At 65.7% G+C, this 23,625-nt stretch carries 23 protein-coding genes; 7 read left to right on the top strand and 16 right to left on the bottom strand.

Annotated elements, in window-relative coordinates; translation table 11 throughout:
* Positions 1 to 37: 37 nt before the first annotated feature.
* Positions 38 to 394, bottom strand: coding sequence for a cupin domain-containing protein (locus ABD231_RS31480; RefSeq protein ID WP_344160035.1), 357 nt, complete (start codon positions 392 to 394; stop codon positions 38 to 40).
* Positions 395 to 564: 170 nt separating this feature from the next.
* Between ABD231_RS31480 and ABD231_RS31475 the strand changes: the two genes are divergently transcribed.
* A complete protein-coding gene (locus ABD231_RS31475; protein ID WP_344160032.1) occupies positions 565 to 1,200 on the top strand; it encodes a TetR/AcrR family transcriptional regulator in 636 nt (211 codons plus the stop codon).
* A gap of 2 nt (positions 1,201 to 1,202) precedes the next feature.
* Here ABD231_RS31475 and ABD231_RS31470 read toward each other — a convergent pair whose 3' ends face one another.
* From ABD231_RS31470 to ABD231_RS31460, 3 genes are read right to left on the bottom strand one after another with little or no spacing between them, the layout of a single operon-like run.
* Positions 1,203 to 2,768, bottom strand: a complete 1,566-nt coding sequence (locus ABD231_RS31470; RefSeq protein ID WP_344160029.1) for an acyl-CoA carboxylase subunit beta — start codon at positions 2,766 to 2,768, stop codon at positions 1,203 to 1,205.
* A 32-nt stretch (positions 2,769 to 2,800) separates the two neighbouring features.
* The gene (locus ABD231_RS31465; RefSeq protein ID WP_344160026.1) at positions 2,801 to 4,609 is read right to left on the bottom strand and encodes an ATP-binding protein; all 1,809 of its coding nucleotides are present in this window, start codon (positions 4,607 to 4,609) and stop codon (positions 2,801 to 2,803) included.
* 24 nt (positions 4,610 to 4,633) lie between these two features.
* Positions 4,634 to 5,503, bottom strand: a complete 870-nt coding sequence (locus ABD231_RS31460) for a fumarylacetoacetate hydrolase family protein (protein ID WP_344160023.1) — start codon at positions 5,501 to 5,503, stop codon at positions 4,634 to 4,636.
* A gap of 91 nt (positions 5,504 to 5,594) precedes the next feature.
* Between ABD231_RS31460 and ABD231_RS31455 the strand changes: the two genes are divergently transcribed.
* Entirely contained in the window at positions 5,595 to 6,359 is a 765-nt protein-coding gene (locus tag ABD231_RS31455; protein ID WP_344160020.1) for an SDR family NAD(P)-dependent oxidoreductase, read from the top strand.
* Here ABD231_RS31455 and ABD231_RS31450 read toward each other — a convergent pair.
* Positions 6,349 to 7,230 (bottom strand): acyl-CoA thioesterase, encoded by an 882-nt coding sequence (locus ABD231_RS31450; RefSeq protein WP_344160017.1) that lies wholly within the window; start codon positions 7,228 to 7,230, stop codon positions 6,349 to 6,351. The genes ABD231_RS31455 and ABD231_RS31450 overlap by 11 nt on opposite strands.
* An 82-nt stretch (positions 7,231 to 7,312) precedes the next feature.
* On the opposite strand from ABD231_RS31450, the gene ABD231_RS31445 reads away from it, so the two are divergent.
* The 3 genes from ABD231_RS31445 (at position 7,313) to ABD231_RS31435 (ending at position 9,095) form a co-directional block, all read left to right on the top strand.
* Complete coding sequence (locus ABD231_RS31445) at positions 7,313 to 8,206, top strand: HpcH/HpaI aldolase/citrate lyase family protein (RefSeq protein ID WP_344160013.1); 894 nt, start codon at positions 7,313 to 7,315, stop codon at positions 8,204 to 8,206.
* A complete protein-coding gene (locus tag ABD231_RS31440) occupies positions 8,203 to 8,670 on the top strand; it encodes a MaoC family dehydratase (protein ID WP_344160010.1) in 468 nt (155 codons plus the stop codon). The genes ABD231_RS31445 and ABD231_RS31440 overlap by 4 nt, the downstream gene beginning before the upstream one ends.
* Before the next feature lie 89 nt (positions 8,671 to 8,759).
* Entirely contained in the window at positions 8,760 to 9,095 is a 336-nt protein-coding gene (locus ABD231_RS31435) for a GYD domain-containing protein (protein ID WP_344160008.1), read from the top strand.
* A 10-nt stretch (positions 9,096 to 9,105) separates the two neighbouring features.
* On the opposite strand, the gene ABD231_RS31430 is transcribed toward ABD231_RS31435, so the two are convergent.
* The 8 genes from ABD231_RS31430 to nthB all read right to left on the bottom strand — a co-directional run bounded on the left by ABD231_RS31430 (position 9,106) and on the right by nthB (position 17,160).
* Positions 9,106 to 10,494 (bottom strand): amidase, encoded by a 1,389-nt coding sequence (locus tag ABD231_RS31430; protein ID WP_344160006.1) that lies wholly within the window; start codon positions 10,492 to 10,494, stop codon positions 9,106 to 9,108.
* A complete protein-coding gene (locus tag ABD231_RS31425) occupies positions 10,484 to 10,672 on the bottom strand; it encodes a hypothetical protein (RefSeq protein ID WP_344160003.1) in 189 nt (62 codons plus the stop codon). Before ABD231_RS31425 ends, ABD231_RS31430 begins: the two co-directional genes overlap by 11 nt.
* Positions 10,673 to 10,679: 7 nt before the next feature.
* A complete protein-coding gene (locus ABD231_RS31420; protein WP_344160000.1) occupies positions 10,680 to 11,660 on the bottom strand; it encodes an ABC transporter permease in 981 nt (326 codons plus the stop codon).
* An 11-nt stretch (positions 11,661 to 11,671) separates the two neighbouring features.
* Positions 11,672 to 14,215, bottom strand: coding sequence for an ATP-binding cassette domain-containing protein (locus ABD231_RS31415; RefSeq protein ID WP_344159997.1), 2,544 nt, complete (start codon positions 14,213 to 14,215; stop codon positions 11,672 to 11,674).
* 17 nt (positions 14,216 to 14,232) lie between these two features.
* The gene (locus ABD231_RS31410; protein WP_344159994.1) at positions 14,233 to 15,351 is read right to left on the bottom strand and encodes a substrate-binding domain-containing protein; all 1,119 of its coding nucleotides are present in this window, start codon (positions 15,349 to 15,351) and stop codon (positions 14,233 to 14,235) included.
* Between the two features lie 100 nt (positions 15,352 to 15,451).
* Positions 15,452 to 15,781 carry a nitrile hydratase accessory protein gene (locus ABD231_RS31405; RefSeq protein ID WP_344159991.1) on the bottom strand — a complete coding sequence of 110 codons (330 nt, stop codon included), beginning with the start codon at positions 15,779 to 15,781 and terminating at the stop codon, positions 15,452 to 15,454.
* Positions 15,778 to 16,419 carry a nitrile hydratase subunit alpha gene (gene nthA, locus ABD231_RS31400; RefSeq protein WP_344159988.1) on the bottom strand — a complete coding sequence of 214 codons (642 nt, stop codon included), beginning with the start codon at positions 16,417 to 16,419 and terminating at the stop codon, positions 15,778 to 15,780. The genes ABD231_RS31405 and nthA overlap by 4 nt, the downstream gene beginning before the upstream one ends.
* Before the next feature lie 15 nt (positions 16,420 to 16,434).
* Positions 16,435 to 17,160 carry a nitrile hydratase subunit beta gene (gene nthB / locus ABD231_RS31395; RefSeq protein ID WP_344159985.1) on the bottom strand — a complete coding sequence of 242 codons (726 nt, stop codon included), beginning with the start codon at positions 17,158 to 17,160 and terminating at the stop codon, positions 16,435 to 16,437.
* A gap of 210 nt (positions 17,161 to 17,370) precedes the next feature.
* On the opposite strand from nthB, the gene ABD231_RS31390 reads away from it, so the two are divergent.
* Positions 17,371 to 17,619: a hypothetical protein gene (locus ABD231_RS31390; RefSeq protein WP_344159982.1), complete on the top strand. Its 249-nt coding sequence runs from the start codon at positions 17,371 to 17,373 to the stop codon at positions 17,617 to 17,619.
* Between the two features lie 251 nt (positions 17,620 to 17,870).
* Here ABD231_RS31390 and ABD231_RS31385 read toward each other — a convergent pair whose 3' ends face one another.
* On the bottom strand, positions 17,871 to 18,575 hold the full coding sequence (locus ABD231_RS31385) for a GAF and ANTAR domain-containing protein (protein ID WP_344159978.1): 705 nt from the start codon (positions 18,573 to 18,575) through the stop codon (positions 17,871 to 17,873).
* Between the two features lie 150 nt (positions 18,576 to 18,725).
* Between ABD231_RS31385 and ABD231_RS31380 the strand changes: the two genes are divergently transcribed.
* On the top strand, positions 18,726 to 20,762 hold the full coding sequence (locus tag ABD231_RS31380) for an NB-ARC domain-containing protein (protein ID WP_344159975.1): 2,037 nt from the start codon (positions 18,726 to 18,728) through the stop codon (positions 20,760 to 20,762).
* A 27-nt stretch (positions 20,763 to 20,789) separates the two neighbouring features.
* Here ABD231_RS31380 and ABD231_RS31375 read toward each other — a convergent pair whose 3' ends face one another.
* Positions 20,790 to 22,400, bottom strand: coding sequence for a hypothetical protein (locus ABD231_RS31375; RefSeq protein ID WP_344159972.1), 1,611 nt, complete (start codon positions 22,398 to 22,400; stop codon positions 20,790 to 20,792).
* A gap of 289 nt (positions 22,401 to 22,689) precedes the next feature.
* Positions 22,690 to 23,208, bottom strand: coding sequence for a hypothetical protein (locus ABD231_RS31370; protein ID WP_344159969.1), 519 nt, complete (start codon positions 23,206 to 23,208; stop codon positions 22,690 to 22,692).
* Positions 23,209 to 23,625: the final 417 nt, after the last annotated feature.

Raw genomic sequence — 23,625 nt, 5'->3', positions numbered from 1 at the left:
CGGCCGCTCTTGGGTGACTGGGCCACAGTCACTGCGGCTACTGGTCCGCGCGCCCGAGATTGACCACGATGTTGTCGGGAGTCCGCGCCGTCATCCAGATCAGTTCCTCGGTGTCGGAGGCATTTCCTTCAATGTGGGGCGTGTGGGGCGGGACGAAGACGAAGTCGCCTTCCTCGAGGTCCACGCGCTCGCGGTAGTCCTCGCCGATCAGGATGAAGGCACGTCCTTTGAGCACGTAACCGGCGGTCTCCGCCTCGCCATGATGATGCGCCTCGGACGCATAGCCGGGTGGTGTGTGCACCTTGCCCAGCCAGATCCGGGTCGCATCAGTATTCACCTGACTGACACCGGCGCGGCGCAGTGCGTACTCGGTCTGGCCGGTCACCTCCGTCATGTCGACTCCACGTACCACTCGCAACCTGGGCAACTCCAGCATCGAATCCTCCGCGTCTCGGGTTTCCCAATCAGCCTAACAAGCGTACGTTAGTTAGTAAACGGCGTGGCAACGGAAACTGATGGACGTCCGTTCGTCTACGATGCAGAGAAGACATCGAGGAGGCGCGAATGGTCGAGCGCAAGCGCGACGGGGCACAGACGAGCGTCGAGATCCGCCAGGCGGCGGCCGACCTGTTCTTCGAGCACGGGTACGAGGCGACGTCGCTGCGTGCTGTCGCGGACCGGGTCGGAATCAAGGTCGGCAGCCTGTACAACCACATGGGCGGCAAGGACGAGCTCCTCGTCGACATCATGTCGACGGTCCTCGATCGTCTGCACGCCGAGCTGGACGAAGCCGTCGCCGGTGCCGGTGACGAGCCGATCGCCCGCCTGAAGGCCGTGATCGGGGCGCATATCAGGTTCCACGCCCGGCACGCGCGCGAGACCTTCATCGGGAACTCCGAGCTCCGCTCGCTCCCCAAAGAGCACCGCCAGACGATCCTGCAGCGCCGGCGCGACTACGAGGAGCGCATGAGGCTGTTCATCGAGGACGCGGCCGACGCGGCCGGGGTCGAGCTCCTCGACGCCCGGCTGCAGAGCTATGCGGTCATCGCCCTCGGAACGCACGTCGCGTCCTGGTTCAAGCTACGCGGCGACGTCACGCTCGACCGCGTCGTCGAGGTCTACACAGAGCTTTCGCTGCGACAGCTCGGACTGACCGAGGCGGACCTGTCCCCCAACACGGTTGGCGCATTGGGCGCCTGACGCTATACCGGTGTGACACCCAGGTGCCGCGCCGGAGCCTGCTGCGACCGCCGCGAGTAGGTCGAGAACCTCGAGATCAACTCGTCGCGCAGATCGTTCGCCTGTACGACGGCCTCCACGGCGTTCTCGTTGGCGATCTTGAAGACGTCGATGTTGGCGGCGTACTCGTCCTGCTTCTGCTTGATGAACGCGGCCCGTTCCTGCGGATCCTCGATGCTCTGGATCTGGTTGAAGTGGATGCCGTTGACCGCGGCGTCCGGACCCATCAAAGCCGGTTTCGCGGTGGGCAGCGCGATGACGGCATCAGGCTGCATGGGTGCCCCCGACATGGCCAGATATCCACCGCCATAAGCCTTGCGGACCAGCACCGTGATACGAGGCACACGGCTGTCGGCGACGGCGAACAACATCTTGGCGCCGTGTCTGATGATCCCCTGCCGCTCGACCGCCGAGCCGATCATGTAGCCGGCGATGTCGACGAGAAACAGCAGCGGGATGTTGAAGGCGTTGCAGATCCAGATGAAGCGCGCAGCCTTGTCGGAAGAGTCGGGGAAGAGCACGCCGCCCAGATGGGTCGGCTGATTGCTGACGATGCCGACCGGACGACCAGCCAAGCGCGCGAAGCCGGTGACCAGCTCGGGCGCGAACAGCTCCTTATAAGGGAAGAACGAGTCCTCGTCGACGATCGCCCCGATCAGTTCGGTCATGTCGAAGACCTCGGACTCGCGCTCGGGCACGATCTCCTTCACCGTACGACGAGATGCGGGCTCGCGCGGTGTTGCCTGCGGTGGCGCCTGCTGCCAGTTCTGCGGAAGGTAGGACAACCAGACCCGGACGGCCGCGATGGCCTCCTCGTCGTCCTCCACCAGTACGTCACCCAGCCCCGAGGTGCGACAGTGCATCTCTGCCCCACCCATCTCCTCCAGTGTGACGTCCTCGCCGGTCACCATCTGGGCCAGCCGCGGCGATCCGAGGTACGCCGTCGCATGCCCGCGGACCATGATGGTCAGGTCGCACAGAGCGGGGACGTACGCCGACCCCGCCGGCGACGGTCCGAACAACGCGCACACCTGGGGCACCCGGCCGGAGAACTGGACCTGGTTGTAGAAGATGTTGCCCCACGCCCTGCGGCCGGCGTAGCTCTCGAATTGTTCATCGATGCGGGCACCGGCGGAGTCGAACAGGTACACCAGTGGCGCGCCGATGGAATCGGCGAGCTCCTGCATCCTGACGATCTTCTCGAAGGTGCGCTTCCCCCAGGTACCCGCCTTGACGGTGTAGTCGTTGGCGATGACGCAGACCGGACGGCCGTCGACGTTGCCGACGCAGGTCACGACGGCATCACCCGGCAGCCCTTCGTCGAACCTGGCCAGGAGACCGTCCTCGAACTTCCATCCGTCGTCGAAGAGCAACTGCAGGCGGTCGCGCACCAGCATCTTGCCTGCATCCAGCTGCTTCTGCCGCTGTTTCTCCGAACCACCCAGCTCGGCCGCGCGTACGCGTGAGGCCAACTCGGCATGCGGGTCCACCGCGGTCTGGTCCGCAGCAATATCGGTCGTGTCGGTCATGCGTACTCCAGGTGCTCGGGTTGTCTGTGCTGCTACGCGTCGGCGGGTGTGATCTCAGCCAGCGCCGTGCCGGCAGGCACCGACTGGCCTTGCTGAGCCAGCACACTGGCGATAGTGCCGTCGATGGCTGCTCGGACCGGGTTCTCCATCTTCATTGCCTCCAGCACGAGGATGACCTCGCCTTCAGAGACCTTCTGGCCAGGCACGATGTTGACCTTGACCACGGTGCCTTGCATGGGGCTAGTGACAGTGCCCGATCCGACCGCCTTCCGCCGTACGGCATCCCGCTTGCCACCGGAGGTCGTGCGCGCCCTTCGGTTGCCATCGGCAACTGACACGTCACTGTCGGGCTGCGGTTCCGCACCAACAAGAGCCGGGAGCGGAATCAGATACCGCCGGCCAGCCACCCACACCTCCTGCCGGTCGTCCTCGTAACCATCGTCTTCGGCCTCAACCTCGGATACAGCCGGCGACACTGGAGGCAGCAGATCGACGAGGTTGATGTCGTTCTCCAGCCAGCGCGTCCCGATTCTCACCGCACGGAAGTCAGCGTGGTCGAGAACGACCGCGGCAGCGGGCAGTGTCGTGGGGACGCCCTCGATGATGACCTGGCCGATCGTCTGCAGTGCGCGGTCAATGGCATGATCCCTGGACGGCGCCCAGATGATCAGCTTGCCGATCAGGCTGTCGTAGTACGGCAGAACTTCGTCGCCTACCTGGTATCCGGCGTCGAAGCGAACACCTGTCCGCTGCGGCACTGACAAGGTCCGCACCGGGCCAGGTGACGGCCGGAACGCTCCGCCCGCGACGTCCTCTGCGTTGACCCGGACCTCGATCGCGTGTCCTCGCGGCGCCGGCCCAGAACCTGCAAAACTCAGTGGTTCGCCAGCTGCGACCCGCAGTTGCTCCGCGACCAGGTCGATTCCAAGCGTCAGCTCGGTGACCGGGTGCTCGACCTGGATGCGGGTGTTCATCTCCAAGAAGTAGAACCGCTCGCTGTCCGCCTCCACCAGGAATTCCACGGTGCCGGCGCCGACATAGTCCACGGCACGGGCAAGCCGGACCGAGGCCTCGCCCATCGCCGCTCTCAGTCCAGCGGACAACCCGGGCGCCGGCGCCTCCTCCACCAGCTTCTGGTGGCGTCGCTGCACCGAGCAGTCCCTGTCCCCCAGCCACACGACGTTGCCGTGCCGGTCTGCGAAGACCTGAACCTCGACGTGACGAGCGTTCTGGATGTACCGCTCGAGGTAGACGTCGCCACGACCGAAGGCGGCCTCAGCCTCGCGCCGTGCGGCGGCGAAGGCATCAGCGACCTCCTCCGGCCCTTGCACAACACGCATGCCACGTCCACCACCGCCGTACGACGCCTTGATCGCCAGCGGATACCCGTGCTCCTTGCCGAACACTTCGACATCATCGGCTGACTCGACGGCACCACTGCTCCCTGGCACCTGCGGAACGTCGGCCTTGCCCGCTACACGTCGAGCAGCCGTCTTCTCGCCCATGATCTCGATGGCGTCCGGTGGTGGGCCGATGAACGTCAGGCCGGCCTCTACCACGGCGCGCGCGAACCCTGCGTTCTCCGCGAGAAAGCCGTAGCCGGGGTGGATCGCGTCCGCACCAGTGTCACGGGCAGCAGCAATGATCCTGTCGATGGCCAGATAGGTTTCGACGGCCGTCACCCCGGGCAGAAGGACGGCTTCGTCAGCCTCCCGCACATGCAGCGATCCGGCGTCCGGCTCGGAATGGACTGCGACACTCCCGATCCCGAGCTCGCGACATGTGCGCATCACCCGCACCGCGATCTCAGCACGGTTGGCGACGAGAACCTTGTTCAGCATGGCGTTTCCTTCAGTCTGGGGCAGTCAGGCGGACGTCGTGCCCGTCGAAGTCGGGACCTGCTCCGGCGACCCGGTTCCGATGCAGGTGTTGACCAGACAGCCGAGACCATCGATCTCGGTGCGTACGGTCTGACCCGGCGTCAGCCGCTCGGCCGGCGTGCGTGCCGCGCCGACGCCGCCGGGTGTGCCGGTGAGGACGACGTCCCCCGGTTCGAGGGTCAGCACCTGGGACAGATATGAGACCAGGAACGCCGGCCTGAACAGCAGGTCGGCTGTGCTGGCGGCCTGCTTCTCGACACCGTCGACCAGGCACCGGACATCCAGTCCATCCTCAGGATCGACTTCATCAGGAGTGACGAGCCAAGGCCCCACAGGCGTTGTCTTCTCGAAGGTCTTGCCCAGTAGCCACTGAGAACTGCGGCGCTGCCAGTCCCGCGCAGAGATGTCGTTGGCCACCGTGTACCCAGCGATCTGGGCCCGGGCAGCTTGCGGAGTCACGCGTCGAGTGCGACCGCCGATCACGACGGCCAGCTCGGCTTCCCAGTCCCACTGAGCCGCCGCCCGGTCGAGCTCGATGGCGTCCGTAGCACCCACCAAGGCCGAACCGAACTTGCTGAACACATTCGGGTGAGTGGGAAGGTCGTGGCCCATCTCCCGAATGTGCGCCCGGTAGTTGTGACCGATGCAGAACACCTTCGCGTCACGATCGGCGACGGGCGCGAACTCGAGAGTTGCCGGATCGACCGGAGCGCCCTCGCGCAGGGCGTGCGAGTGCTGCAGGTTCGCCTCCAGTGCTGCCCGCAGCGACCGGTAGGCGGTCTGGACTACCTCATCACCGCGGCGCCTCACGACGACCCGTGGGCCCGTGTCGGTCCGGACGACAGCCAAATTCATCCAGCACTCCAGAAATCGGCTTCTGTGAACTAGTGTTTGTTCGTATCGAACCTACGGACTTTGCCAGTTGCCGTCAAGAGAGGCCGGTCGGATGGAGACACCGAACATGCTGTTGAGAGGCCGGGTTGCCGTGGTGACCGGGGGCGGTCGCGGCCTCGGAGCGAGCATCGCCCGGGGCCTGGCCGAACATGGGGCGATGGTCGCAGTGGTGGATCGCGATCCGGCCGGCGCGGAGGCAGTCACCGAGGCGCTCGTCAGCGACAGCCTTCGTGCTGTCGCGGTGACCGCTGATGTGGTGGACGCAACCTCTTGCGCCAATGCTGTGGCGGCGGCATCTGCCGAACTTGGCCCGCTCTCGATCCTGGTCAACTGCGCTGGCGTCATCGATCGCATCAGACCCGAGGACACCGACTTCGGCGCCCGCGTTCAGCGGTTACTGTCGGTCAACGCCGTCGGTACGGCGAACATGGTGGCCGCCGCCTTGCCCGACCTCAAACAAACGGCGGGCTGCATCGTCAACGTTGCCTCCGTGGCATCCTTCCGCGCCACCCCCGGAGGCAGTGGATACGCGGCATCGAAGGGTGCGGTCCTGCAGCTCACACGGTCGCTGGCAGCAGAACTCGCCACGAGTGGTATTCGTGTCAACGCGATCGCCCCCGGCCCGATGGAGACCGAGATGACGGCGGAGGTGCGGAACGACCAGGAGCGTGCGCAGGCAATGCTCGAGCACATCCCGCTCGGCCGGTTTGGACGCCCGGACGAGGCGGTCGGCCCGGTGGTATTCCTGGCCTCCGACCTTGCGACCTACGTTACGGGCGCCACGCTCCCCGTGGACGGCGGCTACCTCACGTTATGAGCCGCACCAGTCCTTGTTGGGCAACCGATGCACAGAGGGTCCCGTCGGCAGTGAACACGTCACCAGTACCCAGGCCACGACCGCCGTACGAAGCCGGGCTCGCCTGTTCGTACAGGACCCAGCCGTCGATCGGGAAGCGCCGGTGGAACCAGATCGCGTGATCGAGGCTGGCGCCACGGATGCCCCCGGCGTACCAGGACTTTCCATTCGCCAACAGGACGGGATCGAGCAACGTCAGGTCGGAGGCAAAGGTGAAGACACACTCATGCAGCCGCGCATCCTCCGGAAGGGACGCCACTGCCCGCATCCACAATCGCTGGCCGCTGCGCAACGCCGAACTCAGCACGTGCGGCGGCTGAGCCGGGTAGCGCAGATCGATCGCCATGGGTCCGGTCCACCAGTCGGGCAGCACGGCATGGTGCGGCCTGAGCCACGCGCCAAGTTGAGGTAGGTCGCCCGGATCGTCACTCAGGCAGTTCGGGGCGCGACCATGCTCGAGCCCGGGCACATCGATCGAGAACGACATGGTCGCCTCGAAGACGACGCGCTCCCCTTGACGGGCGCAGACGCGGCGAACGGCGAAGGACGGGCTGTCCCGGATCTCCATGACCTCATACAAGAGATCGGCTCGCGGATCACCGGCGGCGAGAAAATACGCGTGCAGCGAGTGCACTCGCAACGGCCGATCGACACTTCGGTACGCCGCGGCGAGGGCCTGGGCGGCGAGCAGACCACCGTAGACGAACGGCAGGGAACGGCGCGGGCTCCGGCCGCGCAGCACGCCACCAGCCCCTTCGTCGAGCACCAGCAGGGTCAGCAGCTCGTCCAGCACATCCGTCGCGGTCCTGCCCGTCCTATCGCACTCGCGCATCTCCACGTCTCTCCCTCGGCGTTGACCCGTCGTCAACGCGATGATAAAACTAACAAACGATCGTTCGTAAGAGGGGATTGAGATGCTACCGTATCGCTCGCTCCTTTTCGTCCCTGGACACAAGGAGTCCTGGGTTGACAAGGGAGTCGCTTCGGGCGCCCATGCGCTCATCCTGGACCTCGAGGACGCTGTCCCCGAACAGGACAAGGCATCGGCCCGCGCCCTAACCGCCGCCTCGGTCGACCGGCTGCGAGCCACCACCGAAGTTGGCGTCGTCGTGCGAGTCAACGCACTTGACACTCCCCATTTCGGCGCCGATCTCGAAGCAGTCGTGAGACCCGGCCTCGACGCCGTACTCGTCCCCAAGATCTACTCAATTGACGATCTCATCGCCTTCGACGCCCTCTTGCGGCACTTCGAGATCGCCGCCGGCCTTCCGGTGGGCGACATCGGGGTGATCCCGTCGCTCGAGACTGCCAAGTCGCTGGTCAACATCGAATCAATCGCTGCCGGTCCCCGGGTTGTCAGTCTGATGGCGGCCGCTGCGCGGGATGCCGACATCTCTCGCGAGGTCGGCTTCCGCTGGACCGCCGAAGGAATGGAGACGCTGTTCCTGCGCAGCAGGGTCGTGCTCGCGGCTCGTGCAGCCGGCGTCAGGCACGTCGTCCTCGGGCTGTGGCAGGACCTGCGGGATCTCGAGGGTCTGCGGTCGTTCGCAACGACCAACCGCGACCTTGGCTTCGGTGGTCAGGTGGTGATTCACCCGAGCCATGTCGGGATCGTCAACGAGGAGTACACACCGTCCGAGCAGGACCTGGCGCGCTACGCCGCGATGGTCGCAGCCTACGAATCCGGAGCGCTGGCGGGACAGGGCGCAGTCGTGTTCGACGGGGAGCACATCGATCTGGCCCACGCCCAGAATGCCCGGGACATCCTGGCCAACGCCGGCCGAAAGAGTGAGGAAACCACGCCATGAGCGGACGCTATTTCGAGGACTTCGAGCCAGGTGCCGTCTTCCGGCATGCCACCACTCGTACGGTCACGGAGACCGACAACTTGCTCTTCACCACGCTGACGATGAATCCGCAGCCGCTCCACCTGGACGAGGAGTTCGCTCGTACGTCGATTTACGGCCGGCGCATCGTGAACAGTGTCTTCACCCTCGGGCTGGTGGCGGGGATCCACGTCGCCGATCTGACGCTTGGTACGACATTGGGCAATCTGGGCTTCAAGGAGATCCAATTTCCCAAGCCGGTCTTCATCGGCGACACGCTGCGGGTCGAGTCCGAGGTCTTGACCGTTCGTGAGTCGAAGAGCCGCCCCACGGCGGGCATCGTCGAGCTCGAGCATCGGGCGTTCAACCAGCGCGACGAGGTTGTCTGTGTCCTGCGCCGTGCAGCACTGATGCTTCGACGCCCCGCACCGGGCAGCACCGCCTGAAAATTCTTGCTTCCGGCAACTCATCTCTTGCCAAATCCCTGGATCACCAGGGAGCGTGGTCACAAAGGACCGACCGAGAGGCAGGCGAGATGCCGCGCTTTCTGTGGCAAGTGACGTACACCCCTGAGGGCAGCCGCGGGCTCGCCGGTGAGGGGGGATCGGCTCGGCACGAGGCGGTGCGAGCGATGTTCGAGCAAGCAGGCGGTCGGCTCGAGGCTTTCTACTACGCCTTTGGCCCCGACGACCTGATCGTCATCGGTGAGCTACCCGACAATGCCACCGCCGCCGCTTTCGCGCTCAACACCAACGCCAGCGGGACAGCGCACTCACGAGCGACTGTGCTGTTGACTCCCGAGGAGCTTGATCGAGCCGCGCAGCTCGACGTCGCCTACCGACCGCCGGGCCAGGCTCCCACCTCCGCCTGACAGGCCGTGCTCAGACCGGCGGACGTCGTAGGTGCCAGTCCGTGTGATTCTGGAACACCTCGCCGGCAGCCAGAAGCGTCGAGTCCTCGAATGGCCGTCCTACCAACTGCAAGCCGACCGGAAGCTCCTCGGCAAAGCCGACCGGGATCGTCAGTGCCGGCGCCGCCAGCATGCTCGCGAAACAGGTGTAGAAGCGCAGCCCGGTGGTCACTCCGGTCAAGTCCCTGACCGCGTCCAACGGGTTGCGGCCCAGCACGGACGGTATCCACCCCGCCGTCGGCAAGGCCAGCACATCGACCCCCCGCAGAGCCGCCCAGGTGCGAGAGCGAACTGCCGACCGGAACCGCTGAGCCTGGATGTAGTCCGTGGCGGGAAGCAACTCGCCGAGTTGCAGCAGCGCACGAACGTCCGCGCCGTACTCGTCGGCATGCTTGCGCAACAGTTCACGGTGCACCGCTGCCGGCTCGGCAATGTGGATCACCGACCACGCCTTCTGCACAAGCTCCGTGTCCGGCAACGACACCGGGACGATCTTCGCTCCGAGTGACTCCATCTCACCCAGCGCAGCCTTGAGCGCCGCCAGTACGCCGGGCAGGCAGCCGCCGGATGCGAACTCCTCGTCCCAGCCGATCACGCGACCCGTCAGGTCGTGAGGGACATCGGGCTCGGACCGGCGATGGGCCTCCGCTGCCGGACCCACGCCTTCCGGTCCCTCGATCGCCCGCAGAACCAGAGCGATGTCTCGGGCAGAACGTGCGAGTGGGCCAACGGTATCCATGGACCAAGCCAGCGGAAAGACGCCGTCGTCGCTAATGAGCCCCACGGTTGGACGCAGGCCGGTGACCCCGTTGGCCGATGCCGGCAGGCGAATCGATCCACCGGTGTCGGTTCCGAGGCTGAAGGTGCATGTGTCGGCAGCGACCGCGGCACCTGATCCGCCGCTCGATCCGGCCGCATTCCGAGTGAGGTCCCAGGGATTCCGCGTCGGACCGAAGTGCTCGTTCTCCGTGCTTCCGCCCCAGGCGAACTCGTGCAGGTTGACCTTGCCGACCATGACTGCACCGGCGGCGCGCAGACGTCGTACGACGGACGCGTCCGCATCAGGCACGCGATCGCGCAGGAAGCCGGATCCGCAGGTCGTCGGAACGCCGGAGGTGTCGATGTTGTCCTTGAGACTGAACGGCACGCCGAGCAACGGTCCGACCCGATCCCCCGCCGCGCGCCGTTGATCGGCAGCGCGAGCCTGTGCCAGCGCGATTTCAGCGGTCACGGCCAGGTAGGCATTGAGCTTCGCGTCGGTCTGCTCGATCCTCGCCAGGGCAGCGTGGGTCAGCTCCTCGCTCGATACCTGCCCTTCGCGCAGAAGGGCTACCGCATCGCTGACGTGCTCACCGCTCACCGTTGAGCTCCTTGTTCGTCATCACCAGCAGCGGGAACGCGGCTGGATCCGCACCTGCAGCGGCCGAGACATCCTCGGCCAGCCGGAGCAGGCTGTCCACTGTCTCAGCCACAATGCCGATCCCGGTCAACGGCACGCCCCGCCGCTCGAGCGCGGCAGCCACGTCATCCAAGTTCATCGCACCGTCACCTTTCTCGAGACACCGGCAAGGCGACCCTTGGCCATCCGGACCTGAGGATTCGGAAGGGTATCCGGCGTACAGCCACGGCGAGGACGAGGACCGATGCCTGCAGGAGAAGTTGACCAGAACTGGGCACACCGAGCGACAGGGCGAGCTGAGACAGCTGGGTCATGAATAGTGCAGCGACAGCCGAGGCCACAACGCTGCCTCGACCACCTGTGAAGGGTGTCCCGCCTACGACGACAGCCGTGATGACCGGGAGCAGATATCCGTTGCCCATGTCAGGGCTGGCGCTCCCGATGAAGCCGGTCAGAAGGATGCCAGCGGTGCCGTAACAGAACCCGGCGGCCGAGTACGTGCCCAACTGGTAGCGCCACGCCGGTACGCCGGCCGCTTCGGCCGCGCGTTCCCCGGCGCCTACCGCGGTGAAGCGCCGCCCGGCCACCGTCTTCCTGGTGACCAGTGCGGCGACGACCACAAAGAGCAGTGCCAGCAGCATGCTATGCGGCACTCCCAGTGCCCTGCCGCGGGCGAACTCTCGAAGATTGTCGGAGGCAGACACGGGGAATCCGCTGGAGACACTCCGGACCGCGCCCAGGAGGAGGGCGTTCGCAGCTAACGTCGCGACCAAGGGAGTGATCGAAAGGCGGGCGACCAGAACGCCGCTCAGCGCACCTGCGACTGTCGTCGCCGCCACGGCGAGCGACCAGGACAGGACGACGGGATACCCGGCCGCGGTGAAGTGGCCGACCAGGATTCCGCCGAGGGTGACGCTGCCCGCCACGGACAGGTCAAGGCCGCGCTGCTGGATCACCAACGTCTGACCAACTGCGGCGATGGCGAGGATCCCGGCGAAGGGAAGCATGTTGACCAACGACGACGGCTGCACGCTGCCAGGCGCCATCAGCGCGGACAGCCCGAACACCGCAAGCGTGACGAGCCAGATCCAGCTGAACTCGCCCAGGGAGTGCGTCGTTCTCTTCATCAGTGCTTCCTTCACCGGGCCAGCGCGCGTCGGCGGCTCAAGGAATAGGCGGTGACCGCGAGGATCGTCAGACCTCCCAGGAGGTAGGACTGCCAGGCGTCATTGAGGTTCAGGAACGTCGTCACGCCGGAGACCTGGGTGAGTAACAGGGCACCCATCAACGCCCCGACGAAGCTGCCTCGCCCACCAAATATGCTCGCTCCACCGATCACTACGGCGGCGATGCTCTGCAGCGTGTAGTTCGTACCGGCGTTCGCGTCGCCGGAACCGATCTGCGCCATCAGCGTGATCCCGGCCAGACCTGCGAACGCCGAGCAGGCAAGATGCGCAACCAGCCGGACGCGGCGACCACGGACGCCGGCGACTCGAGCCGCCTCAGCCTGCGAGCCTACGCCGCGCAGGCGCATGCCGGTAACAGACCGGAACAACAGGAACTCCAGCGCCACTGCCGCCAGCCCGACGACGAGGATCGCGGCCGGTACCGGTCCGGCGACAACGCTGAGGGACTCGGTGATGGCCGGTGAGATCAATCCGTCCGGCACTGGCCGGAGGAGCAGCGAGCAGGCTTGGATCCCCATGAACGTCGCAAGCGTTGCGACCATCGGGTGCAGGCCGACAAGGTCGATCAAGGTCCAGTTGAGTACTCCGATCCCCAACGGAACCGTGAGGATGAGAAGCCATCCCCAGAGTTGGAGACCAGCTGGGGTGCCATCGACGAGATAGAAGGAACCGATGACCACCACGAGACCCATCAGGGGTCCGACGGACAGGTCGATCCCGCCGGTCATCATGATGGCCTGCTGACCGAACGCAGCCAAGGCCAATGTCGCGGTCAGCGCCAGGACTCCGCCGAGGTTCCGATCACTCAGGTAGAACTCGCTGCGGCTAGCAGTGAAAACGCCCAGGGCGATGATCGCCAGCGCGATGAGGAACGACGGCGCTGCGGTGTAGTCAAGAGCCTTCCAGATCCCGCCGCGGGTCCGGTGTGCCGGATCCCTCGTCGTCGTCGCCGTCAGCACCGCCTGTGTGATGTGGCGCTCGGTGACATCGTCGCCGGTCAGCTCCGCGGCCACTTTTCCGCGCGAGACGATCAGCACCCGGTCGCAGAGTCCGGCAAGCTCGAAGGCATCCGATGACAGCACCAGTACGGCAGTTCCGTCTGCCGCCTTCCGGCGCAGCTGCTGGTAGATCTCAAGTCGAGCCCCGATGTCGACTCCCTGAGTGGGTTCGTCGGCCAGGATCACCGACGGACTCGACGCAAACACACCTGCAAGCACCGTCTTCTGCTGGTTCCCGCCGGACAGCGATCCGATCGCGGTCTCTGTCGAGGGCGTCTTCACCCGCAGCTCGTTGATCGCTTCGTCGGTCAGCCGCCGCTCAGCACCTGCCCTGATCCAGCCCAGCCGACCGATGGTGCCCAAGTTCCGCACCGCGAAGTTCTCCCGGACGCTCAGCTCGGCGAAGATACCTTCCCGATGCCGATCGCCCGGAAGGTAGCTGATGCCTGCCCTGGCCGCCCTCGTGGTCGAGCCGACACCCCGGCCCCGGCCGTCGACCCTCACTGTGCCGTGCGACGGGAGCAGCCCCGCGACGGCACGGAGGATCTCGCGTTGACCGTTGCCGTCGATCCCGGCCAGGCCAACAATCTCCCCCGGACGTACGACGAGGTCCACTGGCGCAAAGCCCGGCCCGGAGAACGATTCGAGCTCGAGCCGGTCCGGCCCGTTGGTCCGGATCGTGACCTTCGCAGGAAACGCGGTGTCCACCTCGCGGCCGACGATCAGGTCGACGATCTGTTGCTCGCCGAGTTCCGCCGCGGCGAATGTGCCCTGCGCCTGCCCGTCACGGAGGACCGTGAGCCGGTGGGCGACCTGGCGGACCTCTTTGATCCGGTGCGAGATGTAGACGACGGCAGCACCGCGCGAACAGACATCGCGGATCTTCTCGAAGAGCCGGTCCACGTCTTCGCGGGCCAGATGCTCAGTCGGTTCGTCAAGTACCAGCACCGTCGGCTCCTGGCTGAGGGCCTTGGTGATCTCGACGATGAATCGCTGTGAGGGGTTCAGCGCTGACACGCGAGTCGACGGTCGGATCTCGACGGTCTCGCTCCATGCCGACAGCTGTTTGCGCGCCCACCTGGCCGCATCGCCGGCGGTCGTCCGCACCGAGGCCGGCACACCCAACAGCAGATTCTCGGCCACTGTGAGGTCGGGCATCAGCGCAGGTTCCTGCCGCACGATGCTGAGTCCCAGTGAACGAATCTGCGCCGGATCGCTGCCCACCTCGTGACCGGAGACCACGACCGTTCCGCTGTCCGGCATCAGCGCGCCTGAGGCAACGGCCATCAAGGTCGACTTGCCGGCTCCGTTCTCCCCCACCAGACCGTGCACCTCACCGGCAACGACGTCCATCGATACGTCGTCGAGTGCACGCACTCCGGGGAAGGACTTCGTGACGGATTCGAGCCGCAGGAGAACACCCGTGTCGTGACTCCCGTCGTACGCCTGCTCGGTGGCTGCCGAGTGGCTCGATGGTGCAGCGCGTGCGTTCGCCACGGGAGGAGGGCTTCCAGTCATTGTGCGAACACTTCCTGCAACTGGGCCTTGGTGAGGCCAGAGAACAGGTCCGCATCTGGCGGTGCCGACTTGTCGCAGGGTGGGTTCTTGCCATCGTAGGTGTCGATGCCGACCGGTATGGCGACCCGCGCTGGTTCCTTCAGCTCGATGCCCTGGAAGTCCGCCATCCCGCGCCGGAACGCATTGCGGACCAGCGTTGTGGTCTTCTCGGCGGAGTAGAACGGAAAGCCGGATCCCTTGGCGTTGAGGTCGTTCCAGGCGCAATCGATCTCGTTGTTCGACGCGATGTTGGCGATCGCCGGGACCGGTCGCCCTGCTGCCTGGAACGCTTTGACGGCGGCCGAGGCGGTGACACCGTAGTCGGAGGCGATTCCGTCGATCTTGGGGTTCTTCGCGATGAGCCCGGCAACGGCTTTCTGGGCCTCGACAGCGCTCCAGCTGGTGGCGACGTAGTCATTGGTGACGAGCTGGATCCCCGGGTACTTCTTGAGCTGCTCGGTGAATCCTGTCCAGAACGCCTGGGACGACTTCGCCCCAGGCGGGCCGCCGAGCATCGTCACGTTGCCGTTCTTCAGGTGCGTGCCGTACCAGTCCGCCCAATTGCGTCCCACGCCGACGGAGTCCTGGACGACCTGGTTGGTGTAGTCCTGCCCGGCAACACCACCGAGATCGACGAAGTAGTCGATGACCGTCGCCCCGGACTTCATCGCGGATCGCATCGCCGGGATCATCGCGGCGCCGAAGTCCGGGAACACCACGATCACGTCCACGCCCTGAGCGGCAAAACCGTTGATGTCCGAGATGGCCTTCTGCTGGTCGCCGTTCGCGTTGGCGTAGCGGACCTCGGTGACGTTCTTGCACTTGGCCGCCTCATCCTTCAGCTCGGCCAGTACCGTCTTGCGCCAGGTATCACCGCCGAACCCGTCGGCGAGTGCAACGGTTGTGGGCTTGATCCCGCAAATCGTCGAGGCGTCGACCTCATCGCTGCCGGCCACTTGAACCGGCCCTGCAGATGATCCGCCCGCGCTGTCGGAGGACTTGGTGGTCGAGGCACAGGCCGCGAGCGCCGTACTGGTGATCAGTGCGACCGCGGCGCCAACCAGCTGACGTTTCATGATGGCTCTCCGATACTAAACTAGCGAACGCTCGTAAGTCTGATGAGTGAACACTGGTTCGTCAAGGGAACCGGGAGGTGAACATGAGGAACCGGCTCTGTCAGAACACTTCGTCGCGGGCGTGCGCGGCGAACTCAGCCGCTCGCCTGGAGAGCACGCTCTCGTCAACCGCGCCCGAGGCGGTCAAGGTGGAAACGAGAGCCTGGAGCCAGCACGCGTAGTACTCGTCCGGACCGTTCTGCCCGGTCCTGGCGATCTCTGCGATCAGTGCATCACGGAACGTATCCCAGTCGAAGAGCCCTTGCTCCACGAGGACAGCCGCCAGACCGAAAGCACGTGCGTGCCACGGCGCGTCGAAGACGAACTCGCCGTTGCTCCGCGGCGGCGAACTCGCCTCGGGCAGCTGGGCGAGCTTCAACTCGGCGCTCATGTCTGGGCCCCATCGCTGCCGAAAGTCGCCTGATGAGGTCCGACAGCCTTGGTCACACCGATCATCGAGTCCCGAGTGACTAGTTCTCGCAACTGCTCCTCCGTCCAGTCGTCGGTGCCGGCCGGACGTTGCGGCAGCACCAGATACCTGAGCTCGGCACTGGAGTCCCAGACCCGGACCTCGACGTCATCCGAAAGCGTCGTACCGAACTCGTTGAGCACAGCGCGCGGTTCCCGAACCACCCTGGAACGGTAGGGAGCGTCCTTGTACCACCGGGGTGGGAGCCCGAGGACCGGCCACGGATAGCAGCTGCACAGCGTGCAAACGACGACGTTGTGAACCGTGTCGGTGTTCGGGACCGCCACCATGTGCTCACCCTGCATGCCGCCGATCTCCAGCTCCTGCAATGCGGCGGTCGCGTCAGCCAGGAGCCGAGCCCGATAATCGTCGTCGACCCATGCGCGTGCCACCGCCCGAGCGCCATTGAGCGGGCCGATGTCGGTGGTGTATCGCTCGATGACGCGGTCGATCAGATCACCGGCGACAAGCCCCCTCTCCCGCAGAAGTGACTCCAGCGCCTTGGCGCGAGCCTCCGCCTCGCTCAGCTCGGCGGGATGATGTCCGTGGTCGGTACCCATGAGTCCCTCTTCTGGTCAGCCGCGATTCGTGATGGTTGGCGATGAGGTCGAGCCTCTCGCCGATTGCAGGTAGCTCTCCCAGAGGTCGATGGTGAACGTCGTACCCGGCTCAGCGTCGCGGCCCCACAACTCGGTGCCGACGAAGCGGACGGCGTACACGTACTGCGGTCGTTCGACACCACGACCTTCGGCGAGCGTGTCCGGGAAAACGAAGGCACCGTGGCTCATGACGATCTCCCCCGTCGCTCCCCGCACATAGCGCGCGAGGCGGGTATGGCCGGAAGGTGCGTCTCGTCTTGCCTGGACCGCGTCACCCACGTGGAATCGCGGCGCTTGGGGCACGTCACGACTACACAAGCCACCCTGTGCGATGACATTGCCAACTGCTTCCAACAGCTCGGGCGGGACGGGTTCGGCCTCACCGGCGGCCGGTGACCGATCCGCGCGGGCCGCATCGAGCGCACGCCGATACTCCTCCTGCGTGAACAGCCCTTTGGCAATGAAGATCTTCTCCATTGCGCTGAGCCAATGTTCGAAGTAGCTCGTGGAGAGATACTCCGCGGGCGGCATCTGTTCAATGGCGAAGCGGTACTCATCGGAAGTCCAATATCCGGCCGTCGCGCCGGCCACCTGGACCCCGAAGGTCACGCCTTCCCAGCGTTCATGGAAGACCGGCTCGTCAGGCTCGGGGGCGATGGCGCCCACCTGATGCGAACCACCCATGTCGTGTACGCCGTTCATGGACACGCCTCCTCTTTAACGAGCAAACGCTAGTCTTGTCAGCTGAGGCGGCGCCGTCAAGCCCCACCTCCTGCAGTGCACGCCTCCCCACAACCAGCCACCCTCACAACACCGTAACCCCGATGAGCCGGACCGGCAGAGGTGCAGCTAGCGGGACGGCAGATTTGCTGTCGAGGAGTGGCAGATTTGCAGGCAGGTGCATAACAGAGGGTGAGCGCCCGCGATCAGGTCGAGGTCGACGCTGTACTGGAGAACCGCCGCGGGCAAGTGGTCGGCATCGAGGTCAAGGCGTCATCAACTCCACGCTCCGACGACTTCCGCGGCCTGCGGCATCTCCAGGATCGACTAGGCGATGACTTCATCGCCGGCGTAGTTCTGCACACCGGGCAGCAGACCCTCCCCTTCGGCACCAAACTGCGCGCCATGCCGATCAGCGCCCTCTGGGACCTTCAACCGTAACCAACCCGAGAAGGCACAGCACGTCACCCATGAGCTTCAGGCGGGCCTGCCTTCCACCCGCCGGGCATGCAGCCGCTGGAGCCCAGTGGGGATGGCCGGTCCCGTGCCTGGCCATCCCCACCGTTCTTGATTCCGGCAACTACTTCAACGAGCGCGGCGATCACGGAGTTATGGGGCCTTGCAGACTTCGCGTGGCGACGAAAGCATTCCTGGACCGGTCACGCCGAAAGCGCGCGACTTCAACTTGCCGGTCACGGCCTGCTGGAGTTGGCTCCGGGGAGATTGCGCGTGTCGATCAGATCCTGAGCCACAGCGCGCAACTTTGTATTCGTGTTCTGGGAACAGCGCTGCAGGATGGCGAACGCCCGATCGGAATCGATGCCGAACCGCTCCATCAGGATTCCTGATGCCTGGCCGATGAGTCTGCGGGACTCGACGGCCTGGGCGATTGTTTGGCCCTGTACGGCGGTGGCGACGGCAACACCAGCGTGCCGCGCGAGGATAGATGCGGCGGCCTCGTCGTCCTCCCGGAACGCGTCAGGCTCTGTGTAGTACAACGACAGCACACCGATCGCCCGCTCCCGGTGCGTGATCGGGATGTGTAAATCGCTACCGATACCGAGCTCGGCCGCTTCCTTCCGGAAGCGTGGCCACTGGGGCTCTCCGACGACATCGGGATCCACGACGGCGGCCCGATCAGCAAGCGCCGCCAGGACCGGCCCTTCGCCGCTGTCCGTCTGAACTTTGTAGAGGGTCTCCACGACCGGCGCGGTGACAGCACCGATCTCGAAAGGCGCACCACGAGCAGCCAGCGCGATACCCGAGTAACTGCAGCCAACCGCCTCGACTGCGAAGTCGGCAACTGTCTCGGCCGTGTCGATGACCCCGTCCGCGTCGTACAGCTCCAACGCAAGCTGCGCGAACCGCTGCACTGCACCAGTGCTCTGTGGGTCCACGCTGTCATCCCCAGAACGACGTCAAGAACGGTAACAATCGTACGCCCTCGAGGGCGGCGGACGCGCAGTCCGAGCCTCCGAGGCACCGGTCGGTGTCATAGAGTGAACGCTCAGTGATCGCGGCCGCAGGCGGGGAGGCATGGATTCGGTATGCACGACGATGAGCTCAAGCGAGTCTTCGGCGAGTCCGGACGGGTGCTGGAGGATCTCAGCTTCCGCGACCACGTCGCCGTGTGGGCGGTCGAGGCGCCGGCATCCCTCTTCATTGATAGGACCGACCTGGTCCACGACGTCACGCAGTTGGCTGAGTCGGAGCGATCCGGGCCGGTCGTCGTCGCCATCGATGGGCTCCCCGGATCGGGCAAGTCAGCGCTGCTGCGCAAGTGTGCCGCCGAGCTCAGGAACCTGTTCGAGATCGCCATCCACTTCGATTACGGCGACGCGGCGGGCGGCCCCGTGAGCCCGAGTGACGTGCTGGGCGCCTTCCTCCAGGACCTTGGATTCAGCGAAGGTTCCATCCCGAGCGATCTTCGCAGCCGGCGGAGCCGATTCTTGTCCGCTACCACCCGTCGCCGGATCCTCGTCCTCCTCGACGGCGTCACTGAGGCAGCCCAAGTCACCCAGCTGACACCCAACTCCCCGCACGCGTTGGTGATCGCCGCCGGAGAGTTCCCGGTCGAGGCACTCCTTGCCGACGGAGCCCACCTCCGGAAGCTCGGAGGTCTCAATACCGAGCACGGGCTGGCTCTTCTGTCGGCAGTGATCGGTGAGGGCCGCGTAGTGGCTGAATCAGAGGCTGCAGCGCGCATCGTCGAGATCTGCGCAGGTCTGCCACTCGGCCTGCATGTATCAGCCGGACGACTCAGCAGTCGGTCCGACCTCACCCTGGACCGGCTGGCTGCGGAAATGACCGAGCTCCGGCCTGCCGGCGAGGCTTGGCATGAACTGACCGGCGTGTTCAGTTCTGTCTACCGCTCTCTTGATGACAACACGGCCGACCTCTTTCATGCCCTCGGTGCGGCGCCGGGCACCCGCTGGCCTACAGCGACGATCGTCGCGATGTTCGACGTACGAGAGGCAGCAGAGGCGGCGCTTCGGGGCCTGGTCCGGGCGAACCTCCTGCAACCTGTCAGTGGCGGATACGTGATGCCGGAGCTCGCATCGCGGTATGCCGCCGACCGGGCAGAAGCCACTGACCCGCAGTCCCTTCGGGACGAGCGCCGGACGCGGATGATCAGGGCATTGGTTGCCTTGTCGGCCGAGGCTGATCGTGGCATCAACCGGAACCGGCTGCGCATCTCAACCGTCCAGGGCGCCGCCGCAATGTCTGACTTTGCAACTCCCATGGACGCGATGGACTGGTTCTCGGCCTGGCACAGCAGCATCCTGCAGGTCATTCGGGAGGCTGCCGCCCAGGGACTGGATCAAGAGGTCTGGCAGTTGTTCGAGGCAACTTGGCCTTTCCATACCAGCCGGACCTTCCACCAGGAGTGGCTGGAGGGCGCGAGCCACGCTGTCGAGGCAGCGCAGCGTTGCGAGGACCGAAGCGCCGAAGCACGGATGCGCTGCTTTCGTAGTCGGGTATGGATGGAGCTGGGCGAGTTCGGAAACGCGACTGCCGACATCGAAGCCGCGGCGGTTCTCGCTGATCAGACCGACAATCTGACGCTTCGGGCGTCCGTGGCCGACTTTCAGGGACACGTGTACCTGCGCCAGGGCCAGCACGCTGAGGCTCTGGCGAGCTTCACACTGTCCGAGATCCGCCACGAACAGGTAGGCGACCAGCGCGGCGTAGCGCTACAGGCCCAGTTCCGCGGCCGGGTGCTCGGCCGCCTCGGACAGCCCGACGAGGCTCTGGCTGCACTGGACCGGGCGGCCGTGGTGATCGAGTCGTTCGACGATCATCGGGCGCAATCACGCATCCTTTACAGCCGCGCCGAGGTTCTGTACGGCGTTCAGCGTCAGGAGCAGGCGGTTCAGTCGCTCAACGACGCCCTCGTCCAGGCTGGCCTCTTGGGCAGCACAGACCTGGCGATCCCGCCGCTGACATTGCTCGCCCGGATCGCCCGAGACGCGGGCGATCCGGCGACCGAGCGAACCTGCCTCCAGCGCCTGTTGGAGGCCCTCCCCGACGCGGGGTCACCAGAACGTGTGGTGGTAGAAGAGCGACTCGCTGACCTCCGGTGATCAGGTAGTCGACAATTGGCGCGTTCGTCACTCGAGTAGGATTCGCGACCGGCCCCGCGCCCGGCCGACAGCGATCTGGACGTCACCGAGTGCCCCGCGTGCACCGCCGGGTGTACGGGCGCGCAGATGGATCCACACCGACGCCGCTGTCCAGGCCGCTGGTGGCGGACCCTCCAGGCCGGTGACACGAATCCGAGTACCATCACGTTCCGTCAGAACTACAGCCTCTGCCGTGCCTTCGACGGCCAGCCGACAACCCGGATAGCGAGACAGAGTCTGGGCCGCTGCCCCTGGTTCCGCTCCTGCCGTGATGATCGCTGCGGCATTCTGGAGTGTTACCTCGTCGGCGTCGCGGCGGGCGACCAGGTGATGGGCGAGGCCCGGCCGGGCGAGTCGGAGGAGTGCAGCGGGGAACCGCTCCACGGAAACTGCGCGGCCGTCCGATCCGTTGACCTCGGCCACTACGGCGTGGAACGCAGACGGCTCGGGAGCCGTCTGCCACTCGGGGACGTCGCGTGGCGTTGGCCGATACTGCGGCTCGAGGCCAAGGACGTCATACAGGTGCCTCTGCAGGAGCCCCAACGACCTTCCCTGCTCCGAGAACACGTCGTCCGCCGCTTCGCGAAGTACGTCGAGCTCAACGTGATCGATCGCGTGGCGAACCTGCGCGGCTAAAGCGAGCCTCGGGTTGAGCTGAGGCACCCGCCGGCTAAGCCGCCACATCGCGGTGTCCCGCGGCACCTCCTCCTCGCCGAATGCAGCCAGCATGAGCGGCCGACTCAGTCCTGCAGCGTAGGCGGACAGCGAGCCGTGGTCGCCGATGACGCAATCTGCTGCGGCGAGACCGATCTGCCAAGGTCCGGCCGGTGGTAGGAGGATCAAACCGCTGCTCAGGGCTGTTCTGAGCCAATGCCGGATTTGCCAAGGTCCGTGGGCTGCCCAAATGTTCGGATGCAGCACGGCTGCGACGCGATACTCGTCCCAAGGCAGCTCGGCCAGGAGCTGCGCCGGCAGCGTCGGCCGGCGGGCCAGCAGTGACCTCGGCCCCCACGTTGAGGTCAGCGTGACCAACCGCTGAGTGGGAGAGAGACCGAGTTGCCCGCGCAGGATGTCCCGCCGCTCCGCAAGGAGCATCATCGAGTCAAGTGTCGGATCGCCGATGACGTGCGCCCGGTCAGCGAGCTCGCCGAGCAGCTCACGCTGATTCTCGTGTGAGAGTCCGAGCAGGTGCGGGACGCCATGCCCTTCGTGCCAGAGCGCCGCGCCGGTGAGACCGGCACGCTCATCGGCGGTCGGGTCATTGTGAGGCGAGTACTTCATGAAGCCTGCGCCGTGCGAGAACAGCGCCAGCGGTCCCCGCAGTTCGTGTAGGTCGGCGTGGTCGGACGCCGAGATCACGAGGTCGAATCTCTCATCGACCGCCTGCTGCCAGTCGATGACACGAGCACCCAACTCCTCGAGAACGCGCGGAACCTCAGCGCCGAAGCGGGATCCGCGACTGACGACGAAGCTCACCTGCACACGCAGGTCGTCCGCGAACACGGCCAGCACGTCGAGCGCACGATTCAGCGACGTCACCGTGCGCGCCACCACCAGCACCTGCCGCGCAGCCCCGACAGTCCCCCATCGCCCACTCACAACGCACCCCGCCAACGGGCCAACGGGCCAACGGGCCAACGGGCCAACGGGCCAACGGGCCAACGGGCCAACGGGCCAACGGGCCAACGGGCCAACGGGCCAACGGGCCAACGGGCCAACGGGCCAACGATACTTAGAGATTCGGAGCCTCGAAGGCGAGACACGCTGGCGAGTTGAGCACCGAATGCCCTGCCCACTCTTCGGCATTCCCGCGCCTCTAAGGTTGCTCACCGAAGTACCCACCGTGCAGCGTGGCCTCCGCTCCACGGTGCCTGGGCAGCAGCCGCCGTCACTCGTTCTCCGGCTCATCGGTCGCGATCGGCGCCCGATACGGACCGAGGATCTCGACTCTTTCCCGGAACCGCGCCACGAACAGCTCAACGGCCTTGTCGAAGGTGTGCCTCGCCGCAACGAGCGACGGGCGAACGCGCAGATCCACCTCGTCCCGCCGCCCCGGAGACGACGACAGCCGGATCTCCGAGATCACCTTCCCCAGCGCTCGGCCAGTCTTGTACACCTGTCCGAGTGCCTCGTTCTCCTTCGGCGCACCGAAGATCCCTGCCCACTTCACCGCGCGGCGCAACTCCTCGACCAGCGGATCGGGCGAGCCTTTCTCAACCGGCCATACAGGCAGCTCCTGCAGCCGATCGGCGGCATCGATCACCTCACGATGCACCTTCATCACGTCGTCGCGGCTCAGCCGGCGCCTCTCGGTGCGCTTGCTCACCACCGTCACGACACCTGAAACCACCAAGCCTGCGAGCGCGACCAAAGCACTATCCAGCCACCACGGCACAGTCGTCTCCATAGTCGTGGAAGTCTACAACCAGCGTCGCTACTCGCACGGGATCAGAGGAGATCGATGCCGTCAGCAAGTGAGCCTTGGGTTGTGCTCCTTGCTTCCAAGGAGAGAGATGTGGTCGTCATCCGTGATGACGATGGCGACTAGGCTGCAGGGCGCACTTGGACCGAGGGTGCTTCCGCGATCAGTCGCAGGTCATGAGCATCATGGGATACAACCCGACCTCATCATCGACAGCTGGCAGCGCAGCCTTGACTTCCGACCTAGCCCTGCCGCGTCAGAGTGATCCTGACAGCCACGACCATGCGAGCTCGAACTTCCTCTGCAGCCTGAACTGGATCGCTTCCATCACGACGCGCTCCAGCTGCTTGCCCACGACCGGTACGGCGACTGTCGCGTTGACGTGGAGGTCGAACGACTGGG

Origin of the sequence: Kribbella yunnanensis (genome assembly GCF_039529655.1) — a bacterium.
GTDB classification, from domain to species: domain Bacteria; phylum Actinomycetota; class Actinomycetes; order Propionibacteriales; family Kribbellaceae; genus Kribbella; species Kribbella yunnanensis.
Note: the sequence above shows the minus strand (reverse complement) of the source record. Positions and strands in the feature narration are given on the sequence as shown.

Coding starts and splice junctions, on each gene's coding strand:
- ABD231_RS31480 (WP_344160035.1), bottom strand. CDS start 394: ATGACGGAGGTGACCGGCCAGACCGAGTACGCACTGCGCCGCGCCGGT.
- ABD231_RS31475 (WP_344160032.1), top strand. CDS start 565: ATGGTCGAGCGCAAGCGCGACGGGGCACAGACGAGCGTCGAGATCCGC.
- ABD231_RS31470 (WP_344160029.1), bottom strand. CDS start 2,768: ATGACCGACACGACCGATATTGCTGCGGACCAGACCGCGGTGGACCCG.
- ABD231_RS31465 (WP_344160026.1), bottom strand. CDS start 4,609: ATGCTGAACAAGGTTCTCGTCGCCAACCGTGCTGAGATCGCGGTGCGG.
- ABD231_RS31460 (WP_344160023.1), bottom strand. CDS start 5,503: ATGAATTTGGCTGTCGTCCGGACCGACACGGGCCCACGGGTCGTCGTG.
- ABD231_RS31455 (WP_344160020.1), top strand. CDS start 5,595: ATGGAGACACCGAACATGCTGTTGAGAGGCCGGGTTGCCGTGGTGACC.
- ABD231_RS31450 (WP_344160017.1), bottom strand. CDS start 7,230: ATGCGCGAGTGCGATAGGACGGGCAGGACCGCGACGGATGTGCTGGAC.
- ABD231_RS31445 (WP_344160013.1), top strand. CDS start 7,313: ATGCTACCGTATCGCTCGCTCCTTTTCGTCCCTGGACACAAGGAGTCC.
- ABD231_RS31440 (WP_344160010.1), top strand. CDS start 8,203: ATGAGCGGACGCTATTTCGAGGACTTCGAGCCAGGTGCCGTCTTCCGG.
- ABD231_RS31435 (WP_344160008.1), top strand. CDS start 8,760: ATGCCGCGCTTTCTGTGGCAAGTGACGTACACCCCTGAGGGCAGCCGC.
- ABD231_RS31425 (WP_344160003.1), bottom strand. CDS start 10,672: ATGAACTTGGATGACGTGGCTGCCGCGCTCGAGCGGCGGGGCGTGCCG.
- ABD231_RS31420 (WP_344160000.1), bottom strand. CDS start 11,660: ATGAAGAGAACGACGCACTCCCTGGGCGAGTTCAGCTGGATCTGGCTC.
- ABD231_RS31410 (WP_344159994.1), bottom strand. CDS start 15,351: ATGAAACGTCAGCTGGTTGGCGCCGCGGTCGCACTGATCACCAGTACG.
- ABD231_RS31405 (WP_344159991.1), bottom strand. CDS start 15,781: ATGAGCGCCGAGTTGAAGCTCGCCCAGCTGCCCGAGGCGAGTTCGCCG.
- nthA (WP_344159988.1), bottom strand. CDS start 16,419: ATGGGTACCGACCACGGACATCATCCCGCCGAGCTGAGCGAGGCGGAG.
- nthB (WP_344159985.1), bottom strand. CDS start 17,160: ATGAACGGCGTACACGACATGGGTGGTTCGCATCAGGTGGGCGCCATC.
- ABD231_RS31380 (WP_344159975.1), top strand. CDS start 18,726: ATGCACGACGATGAGCTCAAGCGAGTCTTCGGCGAGTCCGGACGGGTG.
- ABD231_RS31370 (WP_344159969.1), bottom strand. CDS start 23,208: ATGGAGACGACTGTGCCGTGGTGGCTGGATAGTGCTTTGGTCGCGCTC.